The sequence below is a fragment of the Streptomyces sp. NPDC015144 genome (assembly GCF_043079735.1).
GTDB lineage: Bacteria > Actinomycetota > Actinomycetes > Streptomycetales > Streptomycetaceae > Streptomyces.
Window position 1 is genome coordinate 58,522 of the sequence record NZ_JBIBUU010000004.1, and the last position, 21,176, is coordinate 79,697.

General features: G+C 73.0%; 19 protein-coding genes and 1 riboswitch. Of the genes, 12 read left to right on the forward strand and 7 right to left on the reverse strand.

Features of this window, described 5'->3' with window-relative positions; genetic code table 11:
- Positions 1-74: 74 nt before the first annotated feature.
- Positions 75-929 carry a DUF3626 domain-containing protein gene (locus ACF08W_RS09165; protein ID WP_385204606.1) on the reverse strand — a complete coding sequence of 285 codons (855 nt, stop codon included), beginning with the start codon at positions 927-929 and terminating at the stop codon, positions 75-77.
- A 137-nt stretch (positions 930-1,066) separates the two neighbouring features.
- On the opposite strand from ACF08W_RS09165, the gene ACF08W_RS09170 reads away from it, so the two are divergent.
- Positions 1,067-1,930, forward strand: a complete 864-nt coding sequence (locus tag ACF08W_RS09170) for a hypothetical protein (RefSeq protein WP_392278900.1) — start codon at positions 1,067-1,069, stop codon at positions 1,928-1,930.
- A 126-nt stretch (positions 1,931-2,056) separates the two neighbouring features.
- Here the strand turns inward: ACF08W_RS09170 and ACF08W_RS09175 are convergent, their stop codons facing one another.
- Positions 2,057-2,302, reverse strand: coding sequence for a hypothetical protein (locus tag ACF08W_RS09175; protein WP_385204601.1), 246 nt, complete (start codon positions 2,300-2,302; stop codon positions 2,057-2,059).
- Positions 2,303-2,926: 624 nt separating this feature from the next.
- On the opposite strand from ACF08W_RS09175, the gene ACF08W_RS09180 reads away from it, so the two are divergent.
- On the forward strand, positions 2,927-4,666 hold the full coding sequence (locus ACF08W_RS09180) for an FG-GAP repeat domain-containing protein (protein WP_392278901.1): 1,740 nt from the start codon (positions 2,927-2,929) through the stop codon (positions 4,664-4,666).
- A gap of 146 nt (positions 4,667-4,812) precedes the next feature.
- Positions 4,813-5,499 (forward strand): SUMF1/EgtB/PvdO family nonheme iron enzyme, encoded by a 687-nt coding sequence (locus ACF08W_RS09185; protein WP_352279404.1) that lies wholly within the window; start codon positions 4,813-4,815, stop codon positions 5,497-5,499.
- 155 nt (positions 5,500-5,654) lie between these two features.
- On the opposite strand, the gene ACF08W_RS09190 is transcribed toward ACF08W_RS09185, so the two are convergent.
- Together ACF08W_RS09190 and ACF08W_RS09195 are read right to left on the reverse strand one after the other, a co-directional pair.
- Entirely contained in the window at positions 5,655-5,888 is a 234-nt protein-coding gene (locus tag ACF08W_RS09190) for a ferredoxin (RefSeq protein ID WP_352279406.1), read from the reverse strand.
- Positions 5,888-7,348 (reverse strand): aldehyde dehydrogenase, encoded by a 1,461-nt coding sequence (locus ACF08W_RS09195; protein ID WP_392278902.1) that lies wholly within the window; start codon positions 7,346-7,348, stop codon positions 5,888-5,890. The genes ACF08W_RS09190 and ACF08W_RS09195 overlap by 1 nt, the downstream gene beginning before the upstream one ends.
- A 202-nt stretch (positions 7,349-7,550) precedes the next feature.
- On the opposite strand from ACF08W_RS09195, the gene ACF08W_RS09200 reads away from it, so the two are divergent.
- Positions 7,551-8,603, forward strand: a complete 1,053-nt coding sequence (locus ACF08W_RS09200) for an MBL fold metallo-hydrolase (RefSeq protein ID WP_385204590.1) — start codon at positions 7,551-7,553, stop codon at positions 8,601-8,603.
- Positions 8,604-8,664: 61 nt separating this feature from the next.
- Here ACF08W_RS09200 and ACF08W_RS09205 read toward each other — a convergent pair whose 3' ends face one another.
- Positions 8,665-9,234 carry a DUF664 domain-containing protein gene (locus ACF08W_RS09205; protein ID WP_385204587.1) on the reverse strand — a complete coding sequence of 190 codons (570 nt, stop codon included), beginning with the start codon at positions 9,232-9,234 and terminating at the stop codon, positions 8,665-8,667.
- Positions 9,235-9,344: 110 nt separating this feature from the next.
- Positions 9,345-9,420, forward strand: a riboswitch (cobalamin riboswitch).
- 130 nt (positions 9,421-9,550) lie between these two features.
- Between ACF08W_RS09205 and ACF08W_RS09210 the strand changes: the two genes are divergently transcribed.
- The 8 genes from ACF08W_RS09210 (at position 9,551) to ACF08W_RS09245 (ending at position 18,349) form a co-directional block, all read left to right on the forward strand.
- Positions 9,551-10,843 (forward strand): hypothetical protein, encoded by a 1,293-nt coding sequence (locus tag ACF08W_RS09210; RefSeq protein ID WP_392278903.1) that lies wholly within the window; start codon positions 9,551-9,553, stop codon positions 10,841-10,843.
- On the forward strand, positions 10,840-11,541 hold the full coding sequence (locus ACF08W_RS09215; protein WP_392278904.1) for an SCO2322 family protein: 702 nt from the start codon (positions 10,840-10,842) through the stop codon (positions 11,539-11,541). Before ACF08W_RS09210 ends, ACF08W_RS09215 begins: the two co-directional genes overlap by 4 nt.
- Positions 11,538-12,701 (forward strand): energy-coupling factor transporter transmembrane protein EcfT, encoded by a 1,164-nt coding sequence (locus ACF08W_RS09220; protein ID WP_392278905.1) that lies wholly within the window; start codon positions 11,538-11,540, stop codon positions 12,699-12,701. Before ACF08W_RS09215 ends, ACF08W_RS09220 begins: the two co-directional genes overlap by 4 nt.
- Complete coding sequence (locus tag ACF08W_RS09225; protein ID WP_392278906.1) at positions 12,698-14,419, forward strand: ABC transporter ATP-binding protein; 1,722 nt, start codon at positions 12,698-12,700, stop codon at positions 14,417-14,419. Before ACF08W_RS09220 ends, ACF08W_RS09225 begins: the two co-directional genes overlap by 4 nt.
- Entirely contained in the window at positions 14,416-15,255 is an 840-nt protein-coding gene (locus tag ACF08W_RS09230; RefSeq protein WP_392278907.1) for an ECF transporter S component, read from the forward strand. Before ACF08W_RS09225 ends, ACF08W_RS09230 begins: the two co-directional genes overlap by 4 nt.
- Positions 15,256-15,572: 317 nt before the next feature.
- Entirely contained in the window at positions 15,573-16,001 is a 429-nt protein-coding gene (locus ACF08W_RS09235) for a transglycosylase SLT domain-containing protein (protein ID WP_385204569.1), read from the forward strand.
- A 176-nt stretch (positions 16,002-16,177) separates the two neighbouring features.
- The gene (locus ACF08W_RS09240; RefSeq protein ID WP_392278908.1) at positions 16,178-17,431 is read left to right on the forward strand and encodes an MFS transporter; all 1,254 of its coding nucleotides are present in this window, start codon (positions 16,178-16,180) and stop codon (positions 17,429-17,431) included.
- A 165-nt stretch (positions 17,432-17,596) separates the two neighbouring features.
- The gene (locus tag ACF08W_RS09245) at positions 17,597-18,349 is read left to right on the forward strand and encodes a hypothetical protein (protein WP_385204564.1); all 753 of its coding nucleotides are present in this window, start codon (positions 17,597-17,599) and stop codon (positions 18,347-18,349) included.
- A gap of 22 nt (positions 18,350-18,371) precedes the next feature.
- On the opposite strand, the gene ACF08W_RS09250 is transcribed toward ACF08W_RS09245, so the two are convergent.
- Together ACF08W_RS09250 and ACF08W_RS09255 are read right to left on the reverse strand one after the other, a co-directional pair.
- The gene (locus ACF08W_RS09250; protein ID WP_392278909.1) at positions 18,372-19,676 is read right to left on the reverse strand and encodes an alpha/beta hydrolase; all 1,305 of its coding nucleotides are present in this window, start codon (positions 19,674-19,676) and stop codon (positions 18,372-18,374) included.
- Between the two features lie 102 nt (positions 19,677-19,778).
- Positions 19,779-20,948 (reverse strand): steroid 3-ketoacyl-CoA thiolase, encoded by a 1,170-nt coding sequence (locus ACF08W_RS09255; protein ID WP_352279424.1) that lies wholly within the window; start codon positions 20,946-20,948, stop codon positions 19,779-19,781.
- Between the last annotated feature and the right edge of the window lie 228 nt (positions 20,949-21,176).

The window sequence follows — 21,176 nt, forward strand, 5'->3', positions numbered from 1 at the left end:
ATCATGGCGCCCGGCGCCGACCAGGGTGTACCGGGGAGGGGCCACGGCTCACCGGCCACGACCCGTGAGAGGTGTCACCCCTCGCTTCCGGGCGCCCCGAACCGCGCGACGTAGTGCCACACCTTCTTGACCGCCTGGGGGTCGTGGCGACCGTCCCGCGCCGCGTTCCCGAGGACGAGCGGATCGAGTACCCCGTCGACGGCGAGCCGTACGCCCAGGTCGACGTACTCCTGCCCCCGGTAGCCGGGGTGGCGGAGAAGCTCCTCGACCGTGAGCCGGAAGCCGGGGTGCCACTCCACCGGGCAGCCCAGGCGCGAGGCCGCCTCCTCGACGGCCCCACCCCGGTAGCAGGGGTCCAGAACCAGCGCCTCCGCATGCCGGTCCGGCCGTACGGGCCCGTGCACCTGTGCCTCGATGTAGTCGTCCAGGTCGTCCTGCCGGTCGGCGAGGGCGAGGTCGATGAGCCCCATGCGGGCCGCGTCCCCGAAGTCCGAGGGTTCGAGGAAGCTGTCCGGGTAGCAGAACGTGGTCCGCGTCAACGTCCCGGCCGCCAGCCGGAAGTGCGCGGAGCCGAACCTCGGTGCGGCCCCGACGCGTTTGCGGCGGAAGTCCAGCGCCCCGTACACGGGCCGCTCGTGGGCGGGCTCCTCGTCGTAGGCCCCGCCGAAGATCCGGCTCTCCCAACGCCACCGGTCGCCACCGGGATGCGCGGTCAGCCCGCCATTGCTGGTCCCCGTGACGAACTGCGAGCGATAGAACCCGTCCTCGGCCATGACGTCCAGGACCGACCTGCCCCGCACCAGCCGGTCCGGATGGAAGTTGAGCGTCACCCGCAACGCCGGGTCCAGCGGCGGCCCCGCCGCCAGCTTCGCGACATGACCAAGAGCCCGCGCCTGAGGCGTCCGGGAGAGGGGAACCGAGGAACTCATCCGCGCAGTCTCCTCCGATCCGATCACCCACCGCACGCGCATTGGGGCGCTCGACGTCCGGCACTCCGACAGTGGCGGTCGGCATTCCAACCCGTCCGTTCTGGCTCTTGCATGACGTTCCGTGGCGGGGCCGGCGCATGAGAACTCAGCCGAACGGGGATTACCGCTGGGTGAAAACAAGGGGGTACGGCAACGTTTGGTACCGCGCGCGGCTGCCCCACTGGTTACGGGGGCTGCTCGTCCTCGCGGCCGTGTGGGGGGTCCTGCTCTGCGGTCAGCAGGTCACCGAAGACTTCGGAGCGACCATGGAGTACCGCGACGCACCGGTCTGCCAGGGCGGGGACCGGAGCGGAAACGCGGACGAGGGAGAACCGTGCGTGCGGCGTGAGGCGGGCACGGTGCTCGACCGGCGGACGGGTGAGCACTGCACGTCCAACAGCACGAGCGGCGGCACGACGGGAGGCATCGCCACCGGAGGCATCACGGCCGGGGGCGGTATGAACACCGCCGGTGGCGCCGGCGGAGTAACGGCCGGCGGAGTGACCACCGCAGGCGGGGGAAGCGGTGGCACGACCTGTACGACGTACTACCAACTGAAGGTCCAACGACCTGAGGACACCACCTGGTTGGGCGTGGCGTCGGCGACGTACGACGACGCCAGGAAGGGTGACCACGCCGAAGTCCGTCTCTGGCAGGAGGACGTCGTGGAGCTGAGGGTTCGCGGCCACATCGACTCCTACCCGCCCTCCGCGCAGCAAGCGGTTCTCCCATGGCTCGCACTGGGCTGCCTGATCCTGGCGGGCGGCGCATGGGCATTGCTGAGCGGGCGACTCTCCGGACTCTTCGCCTTCCCCAACTTCGGCATGCTGTTCGTGGCCATCGGGGTCGGCTGGCTCGGCTACATGGCGCTGTTCGGCGGCCACCCCGTGGCCTGGGGCTTCGCCATCGTGTGGACGGGCTTCGCGGTCTTCTGGACCGTGAGTGCCTGGCGGGACTGGTAGTACGCAAACCGCTCCCGATCCAGAGGAGCGGTCACACGTCAGCAGGCTCTCAGGAGCTGATCCCGTCGTTCAAGGTTGGCGCGCGAGTCACCCGGCGTCACCCTCGCCACTCACGGGGAGCCCGGGTCAGCCCTTCTCCCGCCCTGGCAGGGCCGCGCCATCCAGGAACGCGTGATAGGTCTCAACGGCATCCGGTTCGACTTCCGGGTTGGACGGGCCAAAGCGGGTGTCGGAGCGGTCCCGCTTCGGGCCGGAGACCCAGAACTCCTCATTGGTCTGCGTGTCGTAGAAGTTCGCGTCGAACATCCCGCCCGCCCGGCGCAGTGTCCTTCCCTGAAAATACGCGGTGCTCCAAGTCTTGGAGAAGTCCACCCATCCGATCCACGAGGGACCACGGTCGGTGTCATGACCAGACTTCAACTGCACGAACATGAGACGTCGAGGCATGTACCCAGCGTCCCGCACAGCCCGCACCCGCGACCAGCGCTTATACAGCGGACAGACGGGCACGCCCATCGTTGCAGGTCCGAGCTGCTACCCATCTGCTCGATCAGGCCCCGGAGAGGCTGGCTCGTGAAAGCCCAGGGTCAGGCCCCCGGTCATGGGGACGCATACGGGTGAGGGAACCGAACCGGTCAACATTCCGCCGGGGACGGTGCCGCTGTCGGACCGGCGTACGCAGCGGATCATTGGCGGCCGACCGGGCGCGCTGCCCCTCGCATTGTTCACATCGAGGCGTGGCGAAACATCGACGCTTACACGCCAGATATAGAGGAATAAATAGACACTTTTGTCCGGCTTTTTTCAGCGCGAAACGCACACTTGATGGGCGCTTTCGGGCCACACGCACCCGCCCCGGATGGCAATGATCGACATCATGCATCCACATTCCTCACACTTTCCACACGCTCTAGGGTGCATATCGACCAGGCCGGAAAGGGGTTTCACTCCATGCATGCTCCCAGAGGGAGAACCAGGCAAATAAACATGAAGGGTGTGACGGCTTCGCTTGCCTTCGCGCTGGCGCTCGCCCTCGCCCTGCCGCAGCACGCGGAGGCATCCGACGGCTCGCGGGGCGGGAGGGCGCCAAGGGTCGGCCAGTCCCCCGCGACCGCGCCCGACGCCCCGACCGGGCTGGACACCGGTCCCAGCTCCGGCGGTTGCCGGACCTCGGCCCCTTTCGTCTCCCTCGGCAACACGGACGTGACGCTCCACGCCGGGGTCGGCGCCCCCGACGGGGGCACACTGAACGCCCGGTTCGACTTGTGGGCGACGGGGCATCACCCCGACAACGACTCCGACGGCGCTCTGATCGTCAGCGCCGTGGTCCCGGCGACTTCTGGGACGGTGGCCTCGCTCAGAGTGCCGAAGGAGACGTTGCGGCAGTACCTCACCACCGCCGACGGCGACTTCTCCTGGCGGGTCCGGGCGGAGAACAGCACGTCCCGGTCCGCCTGGACACCGGACGCCGGCGGACCCGGCTGCCGGTTCGCCTTCGACCCCGGCCGCCCGAGCTCACCGCCGACCGTCAAGTCGACCGACTTCCCCGACGGTTCGGACGGCTGGCCGACGGAGACCGGTCAGGCCCGAAAGCCCGGCACGTTCGTCATCGGCGACGGCGGTGCCGACGACGTGGTGTCGTACCAGTACTGGACCGACTGGGACCCCACCGTCCGCTCCGTCGTGCCCACCGCCGATCTCGACGGTGATGGAAGGAAGGACGGCGAGATCACTCTCACGCCGCCTTCGGCGGGCCCGCACACGCTGAACGTACGCAGCCTCGATGCCGCCGACAACCGGTCGGACCTCACTCATTACCTCTTCTACGCTGACAACTCCTCCGCCCCGAACGGGCCCGGTGACCTCGACGGCGACGGAATCGCCGACCTCTACGGCGTACGCACCGACGGCAAGCTGGTGTTCTACCCGGGCGAGGGGAACGGCAGCGTCGGAGCCGGCACCGTTGGCGGGAGCGGCGACTTCAGCGGGGCCTCCCTCACTCATCGCGGCGACTGGACGGGAGACGGCTACGAAGACCTGATCGCCGCGCATCCCGGCAACGGGGGGAAGTCGCTGTACCTGTTCCCCAACAACGGGTCGGGATTCGCCTGCTCAGAACTCGGCGAACAGGCCGACGAGCAGTCGCCGTCCTGCCAGTACGGTGCGGAACAGCTCCAGGTCTTCGACGAGAGCAACAACCACTGGGCGACGGCGGACCAGATCCTCGCGATCGGGGACGTGGACGGGCCACCGGACTTCGACGGCGACGGCACGGCAGACGCTCCCGGCTTCCCCGACCTCCTGGTCAAGGAGGGCGACCGGCTCTGGCTCTACTTCGGCTCCCCGTCCCTCTACCTCGACGCGGACCGGGACCCGGTCCTGATCGGTGAGGGCCCCTGGGCCGACTACGACCTGGTCGCTCCGGGAGACCGCACCGGGAACGGACACGTGGACCTCATCGCCCGTGACAGGAAGACCGGTCAGCTGCGCCTTTTCGAGGGCACCGGAGGCTCCGGCGAGGGGCTCGGTGACGAGACGGCCTCCATCGTGCTCGGTACCGGCTGGGCGCCTGCCGACCGGCCGCTGATCGCGGCCGCCCCGGGTGGTGCGGGAGACTCCGGGGCCGGTCTCTGGGCGACCGGGAGTGACGACCTGCTCCGCTTCCACCCGAACATCTCGGGCAGCGGGGTCTCCGTGGGCACCACCGGCTGGCTGGGCCTGCAGGCGCTGAGCTGATCCCAGCAGCACGGAACCACCAGTTCGGCCCGTACCGGAGGCGTTCCGGTGCGGGCCGACTCCGCGCCCGTACCGTTCCTCGGCGGCGCGTGCATGCGTCCTTCCCGCGCAAGCGGCAGCCTGGACAGCCGTTAGGCTCCCCGGTCATGGGGACGCATACGGGTCGGGGAACCGAGCTGGTCGGCATTCCGCCGGGGACGGTGACGCTGTCGGACCGGCGTACGCGGCGCAGTTGGGCGGTCGAGCTGGCTCCGTACCGGCTCGCGTCCGTGCCCGTCACCCAGGGGCTGTACGCGCGGATCACCGGCGGCCGGCCGGGCGCCGCGTGCGGGGATCGGCTGCCCGTCGAGTCCGTGTCCTGGTGGGACGCGGTGCGGTTCTGCAACGCGCTGTCGCTGAGCGAGGGGCTGACGCCCGCGTACCGCCTCCCCGACGACACCTCCGACGAGCGCGTCGAGTGGGACGGGAGCGCCGACGGCTACCGGCTGCCCACCGAAGCCGAGTGGGAGCACGCCTGCCGCGCCGGTACGACCGGTCCGCGCCACGGCGAGCTGGACGCGATCGCCTGGTACCGGGAGAACGCGGACGACCGTGTCCACGAGGTGGGCGGCAAGCAGCCCAACGCGTGGGGGCTGCACGACATGCTGGGCAACGTCTGGGACTGGTGCTGGGACGTCTACGACGCCGAGGTGTACGGGAGCTACCGGGTGCTGCGCGGCGGCGGCTGGTTCGACGAGCACTGGAGCTGCCGCGCCTCGGCCCGTCGTCGCAGCCACCCGACGTTCCGGGTCGACGACGTGGGCTTCCGGCTCGCCCGCTCGGGCGCACACTGAGCCGGCCCGCGGGAAGACCTCGCGGGTGCCGGTGATCGCGCCGGACGGCCCCGGGCTCCCGTATGCGGGCGAACCCCGGCCGAACGCGGCGGCCGGGGGGGGCGGCCCGTACCGGACGTACTCCGCCACGGGCCCTCCCGCTCGATGCGCCCCGCCTACTCCTCCGGCGGGAACACCACCTCGTCCGAGCCGGTCAGGGTGATCGTGATCGCCTCGACCGGGCAGCCCTCGGCGGCCGTGAGGACCTTCTCGTCGGCGTCGGTCTCCGCGTCCACCGGGTGGGACTGGCGGGCGGTGTCCAGGGCGAAGCGGCCCGGGGCGTGGTTCAGGCACATGCCGGAGCCGATGCAGACGCCCCGGTCGACCTCCACGGACCAGCGGTCCCCCATCACGCCTCCCCGTATCCGGCGGGCAGGTGGATCATCTTGTGCTCGAAGAACTCGCCGTACCCCTCGGGGCCGAACTCCCGGCCCAGGCCGGAGTTCTTGTACCCGCCGAACGGGCCGAGCATGTCGAGGCTGAAGGTGTTCACGCTGTACGTGCCGGTCCTGACGCGGCGGGCGATGTCGATGCCGTGCTCGGTGTCGGCGGTCCAGACGCTGCCGCTCAGGCCGTACTCGGAGTCGTTGGCGATCCTGACCGCCTCGTCCTCGTCGCCGTACGGCAGCAGGCAGATGACCGGGCCGAAGATCTCCTCGCGGGCGATGCGCATGGAGTTGTCGACGTCGCCGAAGAGGGTCGGCTCGACGTACCAGCCGCGCTCCTGGGAGGCCGGGCGGCCGCCGCCGGTGAGGATCTTGGCGCCTTCGTCCTGCCCGGTCCGGATGTAGTCGAGGGAGCGCTGCTGCTGGCGGCGGGCGACCAGCGGGCCCAGTTCGGTGGCGGGGTCGAGCGGGTCGCCGACCTTCAGCGCGCCCGCCGCCGCCGCGAACGCCTCGGCCGTCTCGTCGTAGCGGGAGCGCGGTACGAGGATGCGGGTCTGGGCCACGCACGCCTGGCCGTTGATCATCCAGGCGAACGGGACGATGCCCGCGACGGCCGCGTCCAGATCGGCGTCGGGCAGGATCACGGCGGCGGACTTGCCGCCCAGTTCCAGGGTGACCCGGGTGAGGTTGCGGGAGGCGACCTCCATCACCCGGCGCCCGGCGGCCACCGACCCGGTGAACGACACCTTGTCCACGCCCGGGTGCCCGACCAGGTACTCGCTGACCTCCCGGTCGGCGGGCAGGATCGACAGCACCCCTTCCGGCAGCCCCGCCTCGGCGACGATCTCCGCCAGCAGATAGGCGTCCAGCGGGGTCTCCGGGGAGACCTTGAGCACGGCGGAGCAGCCGGCCAGCAGCGCGGGCGCGAGCTTGGCGGCGGCGGTGAACTGCGGGACGTTCCACGGCACCACGGCCGCGACCACCCCGACCGGCTCCCGGCGCACCAGCAGCGGCCCGAGCGCCCCGGCCCGCCGCTCCTCGTACGGGAAGTCGCGGGCGACGGTGAGCGCCGAGTCCCACACCATCATCGCGGCGAGCGCCTGCACCATGACGCTCGACGTGTACGGGGTGCCGTTCTGGGCGCTGATGACCCGGGCGAACTCCTCGTACCGGGCGGCGAACGCGTCCTTGATCCGGCTCACCACCGCGATCCGCTCGTCCAGGCTCGTCCGGGACCACGGCCCCTCGTCGAAGGCCCGGCGCGCGGCGGCGACGGCCCGGTCCACGTCCGCCTCGGAGGCGTGCGGCACCCGGCCGATGACCTGCTCGGTGTGGGGCGAGACGACCTCGATCACGTCCCGGCCCTGCGGATCGACCAACTCACCGCCGATGAACAGCTTCCCGTGTTCGACTAGCTCGGTCATGGCCTGCCGCCTCCCGCGCACCGATAAGTGAACTGATTACTCGTCAGAACTGATACCAGTTCCAGTTCCAGGAGTCCACGGGCGCGCGCCCGGACAGCGGTTGGTCGACCAGGGCTACTACTGGAACAAGTTCTCGTTACAGTAGGGGCGTTGGGCCCGACAGGCGGTGGGGCGGGCGGTTCGCCGCGGCTCGCCGGGAGAGATGGGGGACCGCGTGACGCAGGTGACCGACCACGGCGGGGGCGTGCACAGCATCAAGGTGCCGATCCCCGACAATCCGCTGGGCCATACGCTCGTGCACGTCCTGGAGACCGGCCGGGGTCCGGTGCTGATCGACACCGGCTGGGACGACCCGGAGGCGTGGGACACCCTCGTCGCCGGGCTGGAGGCGGTCGGGACGGCGGTGTCCGACATCCATGGCGTGGTCATCACCCATCACCACCCGGACCACCACGGGCTCTCCGGGCGGGTGCGGGAGGCGTCCGGGGCGTGGATCGCCATGCACGCGGCGGACACCGCGATCGTGCGCCGCACCCGCGCCTCCCGGCCCGGGACGTGGATGACGTATCTCGTGACGAAGCTGAGCGCGGTCGGCGCGCCCGAGGAGCATCTCGCGCCGTTGCGGGAGGCGGCGGCCGCCGGGGAGCGGATGCGTACGCTGCCGGGGCTGCGGGCCGCCGTGCCGGACCGGGAGATCGTGCCGGGCGAGCTGCTGGACCTGGCGGGGCGCGGTCTGCGGGCGATCTGGACGCCGGGGCACACGCCGGGCCATGTCTGTCTGCATCTGGAGGAGGAGCACCCGGGGAACCTGCCGGGGCGGGGGCGGCTCTTCTCCGGCGACCATCTGCTGCCGGGGATCAGCCCGCACATCGGGCTGTACGAGGACCCGGACGACGCCACGGTCACCGACCCCCTCGGCGACTACCTCGACTCGCTGGAGCGGATCGGCAGGCTCGGGGCGGCCGAGGTGCTCCCCGCCCACCAGTACGCCTTCACCGATGCGGCGGGGCGGGTGCGGGAGCTGCTGGACCACCACGAGGACCGGCTGTCCGGGCTGCTCGGGCTGCTGGCCGAGCCGCTGACGCCGTGGCAGCTGGCCGAGCGGATGGAGTGGAACCGGCCCTGGGAGCGGATTCCGCACGGCTCGCGGAACATCGCGGTCTCGGAGGCCGAGGCGCATCTGCGGCGGCTGGTGAAGCTCGGGCGGGCGGAGGCGGTGGCGGGGAGCGAGCCGGTGGCGTACATCGCGGTGTGAGCGATGTGGGCGGTACGACCGGCATGGGCGGACCTCCGGGACGCTCCCCGAACGGCCGGGGCTACTGCCCCACGCGGCCGTCGATGCACTCGCGCAGCAGGTCCGCCTGGCCGCAGTGGCGGGCGTACTCCTCGATGCGGTGCACCAGAAGCTCCCGTACCGAGATCCGGTCCCTGCCGAGCCGCTCGCCGAGGTCCGGGTGGGCGGCGAGGGCGGCGTCGGTCGCGGCCTGCTCGCGCTCCAGGTCCGCGTAGGCGGCGTCGATCACGGCCTGGTCGGCCACCGCCCCGTCGAAGTCCGCGTCGCGCTTCCCGTACAGCTTCGGGAGGGGTTCGCCGTCGCTGATCCAGTTGCGCCAGTCCCGTTCGTCCTCGGCGAGGTGGCGCAGGAGGCCGAGCAGGGAGAGCGTCGAGGGCGGGACGGAGCGGCGGGCCAGCTGCTCCGGGTCCAGGCCCTCGCACTTCATCGTCATGGTCAGCCGGTAGTCGTCCAGGAACTGGGTGAGCGTCGCGAGCTCGCCCTCCGGGCTCGCACCCTCCTCGCTCCGGGGGTCGTCGTCCGGGTCCACCCACATGTCGGGATAGACGGTCGCCTGGGTCCAGCGCGCGGGTTGATCGTTCATGGGCGCCATCGTCCTGTGCCGGCGCCTGCGCATGCCACTCGTTTACGGTCCTCGAACACGGCATCGAAGCGGCTTCGGGGGCGCCCGGTAGAGTGGGCGGGTCGTCATCATGCCCGTTCAGGGGGAAGCCGGTGCGAATCCGGCACTGACCACGCAGCCGTGAGCCGTCCTCGCCGACGGTGAGTCGGAATGCCCTGTCCCGGTCGTGACCGGCTCGGACCACCGGATCCCCCGGTGGTCGGCACCGTCGAGGTATACGGGGCCGGAGCCTGGTGCCTGAGCGTGCCTGCCCGGATTCACCCCGCAGGAGAGGCACCCGCCCGTCATGACCGTACGCCGCAGCGCAGCGACGCTCGCCGCCACCGCCGCCGTGCTCTGCGCGGCCGCCGCGCCGGCCGCGGTCGCCGCGCCGTCCCCGACGCCCTCGCCGTCCGCCGCCCTGCCCGCCGGGCTGTACGGCACGAAGGACCCCACGTACGACGGGGTGTGGCGGCAGTCGCTGTCCTTCCTGGCGCAGAAGCTCGAAGGGGTCACCCCGGCAGCGAAGTCGGTGGGGTGGCTGATCGGCCAGCAGTGCGCCGACGGCTCGTACGCCGCCTACCGGCCCGACGCCTCCGTGCCGTGCGACGACAAGACGGTGCGGGACACCAACGCCACCGCCGCCGCCACCCAGGCGCTGGTCGAGGTCGGCGGCCACGGGGACATCGTGAACAACGGGGTGCGCTGGCTGAAGTCCGTACAGAACAAGGACGGCGGCTGGGGCTACACGGCGGGCGCGCCCAGCGACGCCAACTCCACCTCGCTGGTGATCGGCGCCCTCGCCCGGCAGGGGCAGCGGCTGTCCGAGATCACCACCCCGGACGGCAAAACGCCCTACGACCCGCTGCTCGCGCTGGCGATCCCGTGCGGCGGCAAGGACGCGGCCGGCGACGAGGCCGGCGGCGCCTTCGCGTATCAGCCGGACAAGAAGGGCAAGCTCGTCGCGAACGCGGACGCCACCGCGGCCGCCGTGCTCGGCTCCATGGGCAAGGCCCTGGCGGTCGGGAACAACGCCCCGGGCAAGGCGCCCGTCTGCCGCCCCGGTGACGTGCGCACGCCCGAGCAGGCCGCGCAGAACGGCGCCCACTACCTCGCCGGCGCCCTCGCGAGGACCGGCCACCTCGACCAGCCGCCGATGCCCGGTTCCGACGACAGCACCCCGCTGCCCGACGTCGGCAACACCGCGGACGCGGTCGTCGCGCTCTCCGCCTCCGGCCACCGGGACAAGGCCGCCGGGGCGGTCGCCTGGCTGAAGAAGAACTCCGCGGACTGGGCCGCGCAGGGCGGCCCGGCCGCCTACGCCCAGCTCATCCTGGCCGCCCACGCGACCGGCGACGACGCCCGCGACTTCGGCGGCGTCGACCTGGTCGCCCGGCTGAACGCGGCCGGTCCCGCCCCCGCCTCCATCGTCACCCCCGACCCGTCCGCCGACACCGGTTACGTCTCCACGGAGAAGGACCAGGTGCACAGCGGCGACGACGTGATCGGCGGCGTGTGGTGGTACATCGGCATCGGACTGGTCGTCGCGGCGGGCGCGTTCTTCCTGATCAGCGGCCGGCGGAAGAACCAGCAGTCGTGAGGCGCGCGGGAAGCGCCGCGGTGCTGCTGGTCCTCGGCGCGCTGCTGGCCGTGGTCGGCGCGGCCCCGGCCCAGGCGGCCGGTTACCGGTACTGGTCGTTCTGGGAGGGGTCCGGCTCCGGCTGGGCGTACGCCACCCAGGGCCCGTCGCTGGTCCGGCCCGACGACGGTGAGGTGCAGGGTTTCCGGTTCGCGGTGAGCGAGGACTCGCGGAACGCGGCGAAGCCGCGCCGCGCCCCCGTCTTCGCGGAGATCTGCGGGGACACCCCGGCCACCTCCGGCACCAAGCGCGTCGCGGTGGTCATCGACCCGGGCACGGCCGCCGACGCCCCGGGCGGTGCGAACCCGCCCGCACCGCGCGCCGCCTGCGCGCGGGTCGCCCCCGACGCCAGCGCCGCCGAGGCCCTCGCCAAGGTCGCCCGACCCCTGCGCTACGACAGCAACGGGATGCTCTGCGGCATCGCGGGCTACCCGGCCACCGGCTGCGGCGAGCAGGTCTCCGGCGACGGGCGCCCCGCCCCGGCCACCTCCGGTGACACCGCCTCCGGTGACACCACCGCCGCCCCGGCCTCCCCCCGGGCGGAGGCCGGTGGCCCGGACGGCTCCGGCGGCCCGTCCGCCGGGGTGTACGTCGGTGTCGGCGCCGTGCTCCTCCTCGGCGTCGCCGGAGTCGTCCAGGCCCGCCGCCGCCGCGGATGACCGCCGCCCCCACCGGCGGCGGCGCGCTCCTGACCCGTCGCGGCCCGCTGCGCGCCCCCGAGGCGACCCGGAGCAACGCGCTGCCCGCCGGGGCGTGGTGGCTGTGGGCGCTGGGCCTCGCCACCGCCGCCTCCCGGACCACCAATCCCCTGCTGCTCGGGCTGCTGGTCGGGGTGGCCGGTTACGTCGTGGCGGTGCGCCGTACGGACGCGCCGTGGGCCCGTTCGTACGGGACGTTCGTGCGGATCGGGCTGTTCGTCATCGGGGTGCGGCTCGTGTTCTCGGCCTTCCTCGGGTCGCCGATCCCCGGTACGCATGTGCTGTTCACCCTCCCCGAGGTGCCGCTGCCCGACTGGGCGCAGGGCATCCGGCTGGGCGGCCGGGTCAGCGTGGAGCAGCTGGTGTTCGCCCTGTACGACGGGGCGAAGCTGGCCGCGCTGCTGATCTGCGTCGGGGCGGCGAACTCGCTGGCCAACCCGGCCCGGCTGCTGAAGTCGCTGCCGGGCGCGCTGTACGAGGCGGGGGTGGCGGTGGTCGTCGCGATGACCTTCGCGCCGAACATGGTCGCCGATGTGCTGCGGCTGCGGACCGCCCGGCGGCTGCGGGGCCGTCCGACCGGGGGGATCAAGGCGGTCCTCCAGATCGGACTGCCGGTGCTGGAGGGTGCGCTGGAGCGGTCGGTGGCGCTGGCGGCGTCGATGGACGCGCGCGGGTACGGGCGCACCGCCCAGGTGCCGCGCGCCGTCCGGCACACCACGAACGTGCTGACCCTCGGCGGGCTGCTGGGCGTCTGCGCCGGTACGTACGGGCTGCTGGCCGCACAGGGGGCGGTGTACGGGCTGCCGTTGGTGGTCGTCGGGCTGGTCGCGGCGATGGCCGGGCTGCGGCTCGGCGGGGCCCGTTCGGTCCGTACCCGCTACCGGCCCGACCGGTGGGGGGCGCGGGCCTGGCTGGTGGCGGGTTCGGGGGTCGTGGTGGCGGTGTCGATGATCTGGGCGGGCGCTGTCGACGGGGAGGCGCTGCACCCGGGTGTGGTGCCGCTGGTCGCGCCGGTGCTGCCGTTGTGGCCCGCCGCGGCGGTGCTGATCGGGCTGGCGCCCGCGGTGGTGGCCCCGGCCCCGCCGGTGGTGGCCGGTCCGCGTTCCAAGGAGGTGCGATGATCCGGTTCGAGCAGGTCTCGGTACGTTACGAAGAGGCGGAGCATCCCACGCTGTCGGGGGTCGATCTGACCGTCCCGGAGGGTGAGCTGGTGCTGCTGGTCGGCCCGTCCGGTGTCGGCAAGTCGACCTTGCTGGGTGCGGTGAGCGGGCTGGTGCCGCACTTCACCGGCGGCACGCTGGGCGGCCGGGTCACGGTCGACGGGCGCGACACCCGCACCCACCGGCCGCGCGAGCTGGCCGATCTGGTGGGCACGGTGGGCCAGGACCCGCTCTCCCACTTCGTCACCGACACGGTCGAGGACGAGCTGGCGTACGGCATGGAGTCGCTGGGCCTGGCCCCCGACGTGATGCGGCGGCGGGTCGAGGAGACCCTGGACCTGCTGGGTCTGGCCGAGCTGCGCGACCGGCCGATCGCCACGCTCTCCGGCGGTCAGCAGCAGCGGGTCGCGATCGGTTCGGTGCTCACCCCGCATCCCAAGGTGCTGGTCCTCGACGAGCCGACGTCCGCGCTGGACCCGGCGGCGGCCGAGGAGGTGCTGTCGGTGCTGCAACGGCTGGTGCACGACCTGGGGACGACGGTCCTGATGGCGGAGCACCGGCTGGAACGGGTGGTGCAGTACGCGGACCAGGTCGTGCTGCTGCCCTCGCGGGGCGCCGCTCCGGTGATGGGCGCGCCCGCGGACGTGATGGCGCTCTCGCCGGTGCATCCGCCGGTCGTGGCGCTGGGCCGGCTGGCGGGGTGGGAGCCGTTGCCGCTCTCGGTGCGCGACGCGCGGCGCCGGGCGGGCGGGCTGCGGGAGCGGCTCGCCGACGTGGCGCCGCCCGCTCCGGGGCCGGTGGCCGTGGCGGCGCCGTCGCCGCTCCCCGCCGCGCCGGTGCGGCGGGGAGCGATGGCCCGGCTGCTGGGGCGCGGCGCGCGGGCCGGGGACGGGACCGGGGCCGGGGAGCCGGTCGGAGAGGTCGCGGCCCGGGTGGAACGGCTCGGGGTGCGGCGCGGCCGGGTGGAGGCGCTGCGCCAGGTGTCGCTGACCGTGACGCCGGGCGAGACCGTGGCGCTGATGGGGCGGAACGGGGCGGGCAAGTCCACCCTGCTGTCCGCGCTCGTCGGCATGGTCGCGCCCACCTCCGGCACCGTCCTGATCGGCGGCCGGGCCCCGCACCGTACCGAGCCGCGCCAGATGGTGCGCCGGGTCGGGCTGGTCCCGCAGGAGCCGCGCGATCTGCTGTACGCGGACACCGTGGGCGCGGAGTGCGCCGCGGCGGACCGGGACGCGGGCGCCGCGCCGGGAAGCTGCCGGGCCCTGGTCTCCGAGCTGCTGCCGGACGTGCCGGACGGGACCCACCCCCGTGATCTCTCCGAGGGGCAGCGGCTGGCGCTGGCCCTGGCGGTCGTGCTGACCGCGCGCCCCCCGCTGCTGCTGCTGGACGAGCCGACCCGGGGCCTGGACTACGCGGCGAAGGCCCGGCTGGTCGGGGTGGTCCGCGGGCTGGCGGCCGAGGGGCACGCGATCGTGCTGGCCACCCATGACGTGGAGCTGGCGGCGGAACTGGCGCACCGGGTGGTGATCCTGGCGGACGGGGAGGTCGTCGCGGACGGGGAGACCCGGAAGGTCGTGGTCTCGTCCCCGGCGTTCGCCCCGCAGACCTCGAAGATCCTCGCCCCGCAGGAGTGGCTGACCGTGTCGCAGGTGCGGACCGCGCTGGGAGAGCCGTCGTGACCGGGCGGCGGGCGGAGCCGGTGGTGCGCCGGGCGCGGCCGGTGCGGCTGGGGCCGCGGGCCGTCGCCGCGCTCGTCCTGGTCAGCGCGATCGGGGTGGTCGCGTTCGGCTGGCCGCTGCTGGCCGGGCCCGGGATCGGACCGGCGCACGCGCAGGACGCGCCGTGGCTGTTCGCCGCGCTGCTGCCGCTGCTGATCGGCGTGGTGGTGGCGATGATCGCCGACTCGGGTCTGGACGCCAAGGCGGTGGCGATGCTGGGGGTGCTGGCCGCCGTCGGCGCGGCGCTGCGGCCGCTGGGAGCGGGCACGGCGGGGCTGGAGCCGATGTTCTTCCTGATGGTGCTGAGCGGGCGGGTCCTGGGGCCGGGCTTCGGTTTCGTGCTGGGCTCGGTGACGATGTTCGCCTCCGCTCTGCTCACCGGCGGGGTGGGGCCGTGGATGCCGTTCCAGATGCTGTCGATGGGCTGGTTCTCGATGGGCGCGGGGCTGCTGCCCGGCGCGGACCGGCTGCGCGGGCGGGCCGAGGCGCTGCTGCTGGCGGCGTACGGGTTCGTGGCGTCGTTCGCGTACGGCACGGTGATGAACCTGTTCGGCTGGGTGACGGTGCCGCCGACGGGGTCGGGGGTCTCCTTCCACGCGGGCGATCCGCTGGCGGAGAACCTGGTCCGGTTCCTGGCGTACTGCCTGGCGACGTCGCTCGGCTGGGACCTGGGGCGGGCGGTGCTGACGGCGGTGCTGACGCTGGCCGTCGGTCCGGCGCTGCTGAAGGCGCTGCGGCGGGCGACCAGGCGGGCCAACTTCGAGGCGCGGGTCACATTCGACGCTCCCGGCGCGTGAGGGCTCCCACAGGACCTTCGTCCTCTCCTACCGGGGTTAGTGGCGGCGGCGGGGCCGGGCGGCCCGGTCGCGTACCGGCCGCGACCTGCGACGACGGCCCGGGGGCGAGGGCGGGCGGCCGGCGGGCCGGGCGGCCCTTGGTGCGAGGCGGGCTCGTACCGGGGGTCGTTGCGGCGGCCCGGCGGCCTCGCTATCACTGGATGAGTCGCCGAGCACCGCAGGGTCCGCCCGATCGGACCCCGGTCGACGAAGCCCGGTCCACCCGGACGATCCGGACCGGCCGCGACTTCCCCCGTACCCGAACGTTAGGTTCCTCTGTGTCGTTCGCCCGTAACCTCCTCGCCAAGCCCCGCAACTCCCGTCGCACGTCCGCCGTCGCCGGCGCCGCCGTTCTCCTCGGTGCCACCGGTGTGGCCCTCGGGGTCACCCCGGCCATGGCCGCGCCGACCACCGTCACGACGGGAGCGCAGGCCACGGCGCAGGCGATGATCGGTGACGCCGCGCAGTACCAGTGCTTCAGCAACATCGTCCAGAACGAGAGTGGCTGGAACCACACCGCGACCAACGCCTCCTCCGGCGCCTACGGCCTGGTGCAGGCCCTGCCCGGCTCGAAGATGGCCTCGGCCGGCGCCGACTGGCAGACCAACCCCACGACCCAGATCAAGTGGGGCCTGGACTACATGAACTCCCGCTACGGCAGCCCGTGCGCCGCCTGGTCGTTCTGGCAGGCCAACCACTGGTACTGAGCCGTCCCCCGGCTCTCCCTCCGCCCGCACCCCGTACCGCGTCCGGTACGGGGTGCGGGCTTTTCCCGTCCGGCCGGGGAGCCGGTGAACGGGCGGGCCGTTCCCCTTACCTCCGCGAGTAATGAGCACTAGCCTCTAGTGACCATTACCGCCTCATGAGGGAGCGGAGCACCGCCATGCCCGGATTACTGCCGCCCACCGGACCCCAGCGCGTCATCGCCGCCTCCAATTTCGTCTACACCGTGGGCAGCGGCCTCTATCTGACCGCCGGAGTCCTCTACTTCACCCAGGCGGTCCGCCTTCCGGCCGGCCAGGTGGGCATCGGGCTCGCCGTCGCGGGCCTCTTCTCGCTGGCCGCGGGCATCGTCGTCGGCCAGCTCGCGGACCGGTACGGGGCGCGCGGCGTCTACCTGGCCACCCTCGTCGTGCAGGCGGTGGCGACCGCCGGGTTCCTGCTGGCGGACCGCTTCTGGCCGTTCGTCCTCGCCGTGTCCGTCGCCACGGCGGCGAAGGCGGCCGGACTGGCCGCGCGTTCCCCGCTCATCCGGCGGTACGGGGGCGACCGCCCCCAGGAGTTCCGCGGCTACCTCCGCGCGGTCTCCAACACCGGCATCTCCCTGGGCGCCCTGCTGGCGGGCTGGGTCGTGCAGGTCGGCACCCACTCCGCGTACCAGCTCCTGGTCATCGGCAACGCACTCTCCTTCGCCGCCTCCGCCGCCATGCTGTTCCCCCTGCCGCCGGTCGAGCCCGCGCCCGCCACCGGGGGCCCTCGCCCGACCGCCCTGCGGGACCGTCCGTATCTGCTGATCACGGCGCTCGACGGCATCATGGCCATCCAGTTCAAGGTGCTCACCGTCGCCGTCCCGCTCTGGCTGGTCACGGCGACAGCCGCCCCGCACTGGCTCGTCTCGGGCACCATGCTCGTCAATACCGTCCTCGTCGTCACCCTCCAGGTGAGAGCGGGCCGGAGCATCGACTCCGCCCCGGCCGGCGCCCGCGCCTACCGCCGCGCAGGAGTGGCCTTCCTCGTCTCCTGCGCACTGATCCCGCTGGCCGCGGGGGCATCGGCCCCAATCGCGGTGACCCTGCTCATGGCCGGGGTGGTGGTCCATACGATCGGTGAACTGTGGCACTCGGCGGCGGGGTTCGAGGTGTCCTTCGCGCTGGCCCCGGAGCACGCCACCGGTCAGTACCTCGGCGTGTTCGGCCTGGGGGCGGGCCTGTCCGAGGCCGTCGGGCCGACCCTGCTCATCCCGCTCTGCATCACCTGGGGCCGCCCCGGCTGGTACGTCGTCGGCGCCCTGTTCGCCGTGACCGGCCTGCTCGCGCCGTACGCCGTCCGCCGGGCCCAGCGCGCCGGGCGCGCCCCCGGCGTGCGCCTCCCGTCGGCCGCATCGCGCCCGGCCGCTCCCCACCCGTCCGGCCCATAAGGCCGACTCGTAGCACCAGTGCGACCGCGTTGGTCCATTCGAGCGCTTTTGGCTCATCCATCCGTTCCCCGGGGGCCGCGGCGCGTTGTCCCTCTCGTGGAACCACGAGATTTCTGGGAACGGAACAGCGTCCTGGCGGAAGCTTTCTGCGCCAGTGACGAGCGCATGCGCCGGGCTCAGGCACTGCTGGACGAGATGCGGGCGGAGCGGAGCAGGACGCTGGCCGCCTTCGCCGTCGCGGTCGGTGACGACGGATCGATCGCGGATCTGATGGGGCTGAACGAGCGCGAAGTGCGATTAGCGCGACGGACGGTCGGCCGCAGCACGGCGCGGTCCATCGCCGAGAAGCTGCTGGGCCGGTCCTCACCGGCGGCGGGCCCCACCCCGAGCGGGCCCGCCGCCGCGCCGGAGGGCGGGACTCCGGACGAGGCGGCGCCCCGCCCGGCCGCGGCCGTTCCCCCGGCGCCCGTGGTTCCGCCGATGCCGGCCGCTCCCCCGGCGGCGGCCGGCACCCCGGCGCTGAACCCGGCGCCCGCCCATGCCCGCGCGCCCGTCCCCGTGACGCCCCAGATGCCGCAGCCGCACCAGTCCGCCCCGGCGCCCCAGGCATCACCGGTGCCGCAGCCGGCGCAGGGTGAGCCGGTGAACGCGGCCGCCTGGTCGTCGAGCATGGACTCCGTGCTGCTGTGGAGCTGGGAGTCCGGCCTCGACCTGCACACCGTCGCGGCCGAACTCGGCCTGGATGTGAGGACGTTGCTGATGCGGGTGCAGGAGCTCGCCAACGACGGCCTGCTCACGCTCGCGACGCCGGTCGCCGAGACCGGCCGGTCCGGGCGGCACCGCCGTCACCACCACGAGGAGGGGTACGCGGCCCTGTTCAGCCCCACCGCCACCTTCCCCACCCATGTGCCGTACTGACGGCTCCGGGGGCGGCGGCCGCTCAGCGGCGCGCGGCCAGGGCGTCGAACCAGCGCACGATCTGCGGCCCCGACGTCAGATACGTACCGGTGTGGTCGGTGGCCCCCTGGTCGATCACCGGGGCGCGGGTCCCCCGGGCGGCCAGGTCGGCGGCGCAGTTCCGGGCGTTGGCGATCACCACGTCGGTGTCCCCGGCGGAGGTGTAGAGCCGGACCGGCGCACCGGGCCGCCAGGCGCAGTTGCCGTCCTGGGCGCGGGCGGCGGCCAGCAGGCCCCCGGTGGGGTGCTGGAGGCGGCGGTAGAAGTCGTCGGTGAGCAGCTCCTTCACCGTCGCGGGCAGCGCGGGGATGATCTCTTCCTCGGTGTGCTCGCCGTCGAAGAGCCCCTCCACGATGTCCGCGTACGGCTGGCGGAACGCCTCGGCGGGGTCCCGGTAGATCGGGTGCAGCCGGTTCTGCGCGGTGAGGTAGTACGACAGGTAGAAGACACCGCTGATGTCGTTGATCCCGCCGTCGAAGAGCGCCGGGGTCTCCGCGTGCTCGATGTCGTAGGGGCCCGATACGGGGGCGAGCGCCCGGAGCCGGAAGTGCCGGTCCGCGCCGCCGTCGAGCGCCCGGCCGAGGGCCATCGCGACCTGGCCGCCCTGGGAGAAGCCGCTGGCGTAGACGTCACCGGTGAGCGGCCGCCCCAGCCGCCCGGCGGCGGTGCGGGCGGCCCGCAGCATGTCGACCGAGGCGGTGACGGCGGACCGGGTGTCCATGTACGGGTGGCGGCCGGGGCCCTTGCCCAGGCCCAGATAGTCGGGGGCGGCGACGGCCCGGCCGGCGGAGGCGTGGAGGTAGGGGGCGATGCGCCCGAAGTCCTCGCCGACCGAGGGGGCGTAGTCGCGGTGGGCCATGGTGCCGTGGGTGTCGGAGACCAGGTCGAGCCGGTGCGGCCCGCCCTTGGGGAGGACCAGGAGGCCGGTCGCCGTGGTGGGGGCGCCCTGCGGGGTGACGGTGCGGTAGGTGAGGCGGTAGCCGCGCAGTCCGTGGCGGACGGTGCCGGTGTCCATGCCGGTCGGGGCGAGGAAGCGGACGACGTCCGCGCGGTCGAGGTCGGAGACCGGGGTGACGCCCAGGAGGGTCCCTCTGGCCCCCGCTGCGTGCGCGGAGGAGACCACGGCGGTTCCGATGGCTCCGGCAGGCTGCTGGGCGAGGGCCGGCGCGGTGCCCAGGGCCGCGAGGAGCAGGGCCGCGGCGGCCGCGACGGTCCGACGGGCGCCGCGTCGGTTTCCGTGCCGTTTGCGCGAAGTGGCCTGTGTGCGGCTGGTGTTGTCGTTGTCCATGGCCACGACGGTATGAGGCGGCGGACCGCGCCGACATCGGCGTGGACCCCCGCCCCGGGGTGCACCTGGCACCACCCCCGGGCGGGGGCCGCCCCGACCGCGTCAGAGCCGCTGGATGATCGTCCCGGTCGCCAGCGCACCGCCCGCGCACATGGTGATCAGGGCGAATTCCTTGTCCCGGCGCTCCAGTTCGTGCAGGGCGGTGGTGATGAGCCGGGCCCCGGTGGCGCCCACCGGGTGGCCCAGCGCGATGGCACCACCGTTGACGTTGACCTTTTCGAGGTCCTGCTCGAAGACCTGCGCCCAGCTCAACACCACCGACGCGAACGCCTCGTTGATCTCGACGAGGTCGATGTCCTTGAGCGACATGCCCGCCTTGCCGAGCACCGCGCGGGTCGCGTCGATCGGCCCGTCGAGATGGAAGTGCGGGTCCGAGCCGACCAGGGCCTGGGCGACGATCCGGGCGCGCGGCTTGAGCTTGAGCGCCCGCGCCATCCGCTTGGACGCCCACATGATCGCGCAGGCGCCGTCGGAGATCTGCGAGGAGTTGCCCGCGGTGTGGACGGCGGTCGGCATGACCGGCTTGAGCCGGCCGAGCCCCTCCATGGTGGTGTCGCGCAACCCCTCGTCCCGGTCGACCAGGCGCCACATGCCGTGTCCGGCCGCCTGCTCCTCCTCGGTGGTCGGCACCTGGACGGCGTACGTCTCCCGTTTGAAGCGCTCCTCGGCCCAGGCGACGGCGGCCCGCTCCTGCGAGATGAGCCCGAAGGAGTCGACGTTCTCCCTGGTCAGCCCGCGTTTACGGGCGATGCGCTCGGCCGCCTCGAACTGGTTGGGCAGGTCCACGTTCCACTCGTCGGGCCAGGGCTTTCCCGGTCCGTGCTTGGAGCCGCTGCCCAGCGGCACCCGCGACATGGCCTCGACGCCGCAGCTGATGCCGACGTCGATGACCCCGGCCGCGACCATGTTGGCCACCATGTGGGACGCCTGCTGCGAGGAGCCGCACTGGCAGTCCACGGTGGTGGCGGCGGTCTCGTACGGCAGGCCCACGGCCAGCCAGGCGTTGCGGGCCGGGTTCATGGACTGCTCCCCGGCGTGGGTGACCGTGCCGCCGACGATCTGCTCGACGCAGTCGGCGTGGATACCGGTACGGCCGAGGAGTTCTCGGTAGGTCTCGCCCAGCAGATAGCCGGGATGCAGATTGGCGAGCGCGCCCCCGCGCTTTCCGATGGGGGTGCGTACGGCTTCGACGATGACGGGTTCCGCGGCCATGAGCTCGTCCTCTCCTCGCACTTCCGCAGGGGCGTCCCGGCGCCCGCGGATGGAACGCGTTCTAGTTATGCAAGCAGTCTTATGAGGCTTACCCGCGGTACGCAAGAGTGCTGCACGGACCTCGCGCCCGCTCCGCACCGGCCCCACCGACTCTTCACGCAACAGATCGGACCGCCGGTCTTGCCAGTTGTAGAACTCGTTACTACCTTTCCGTCAACTTCTGATGGG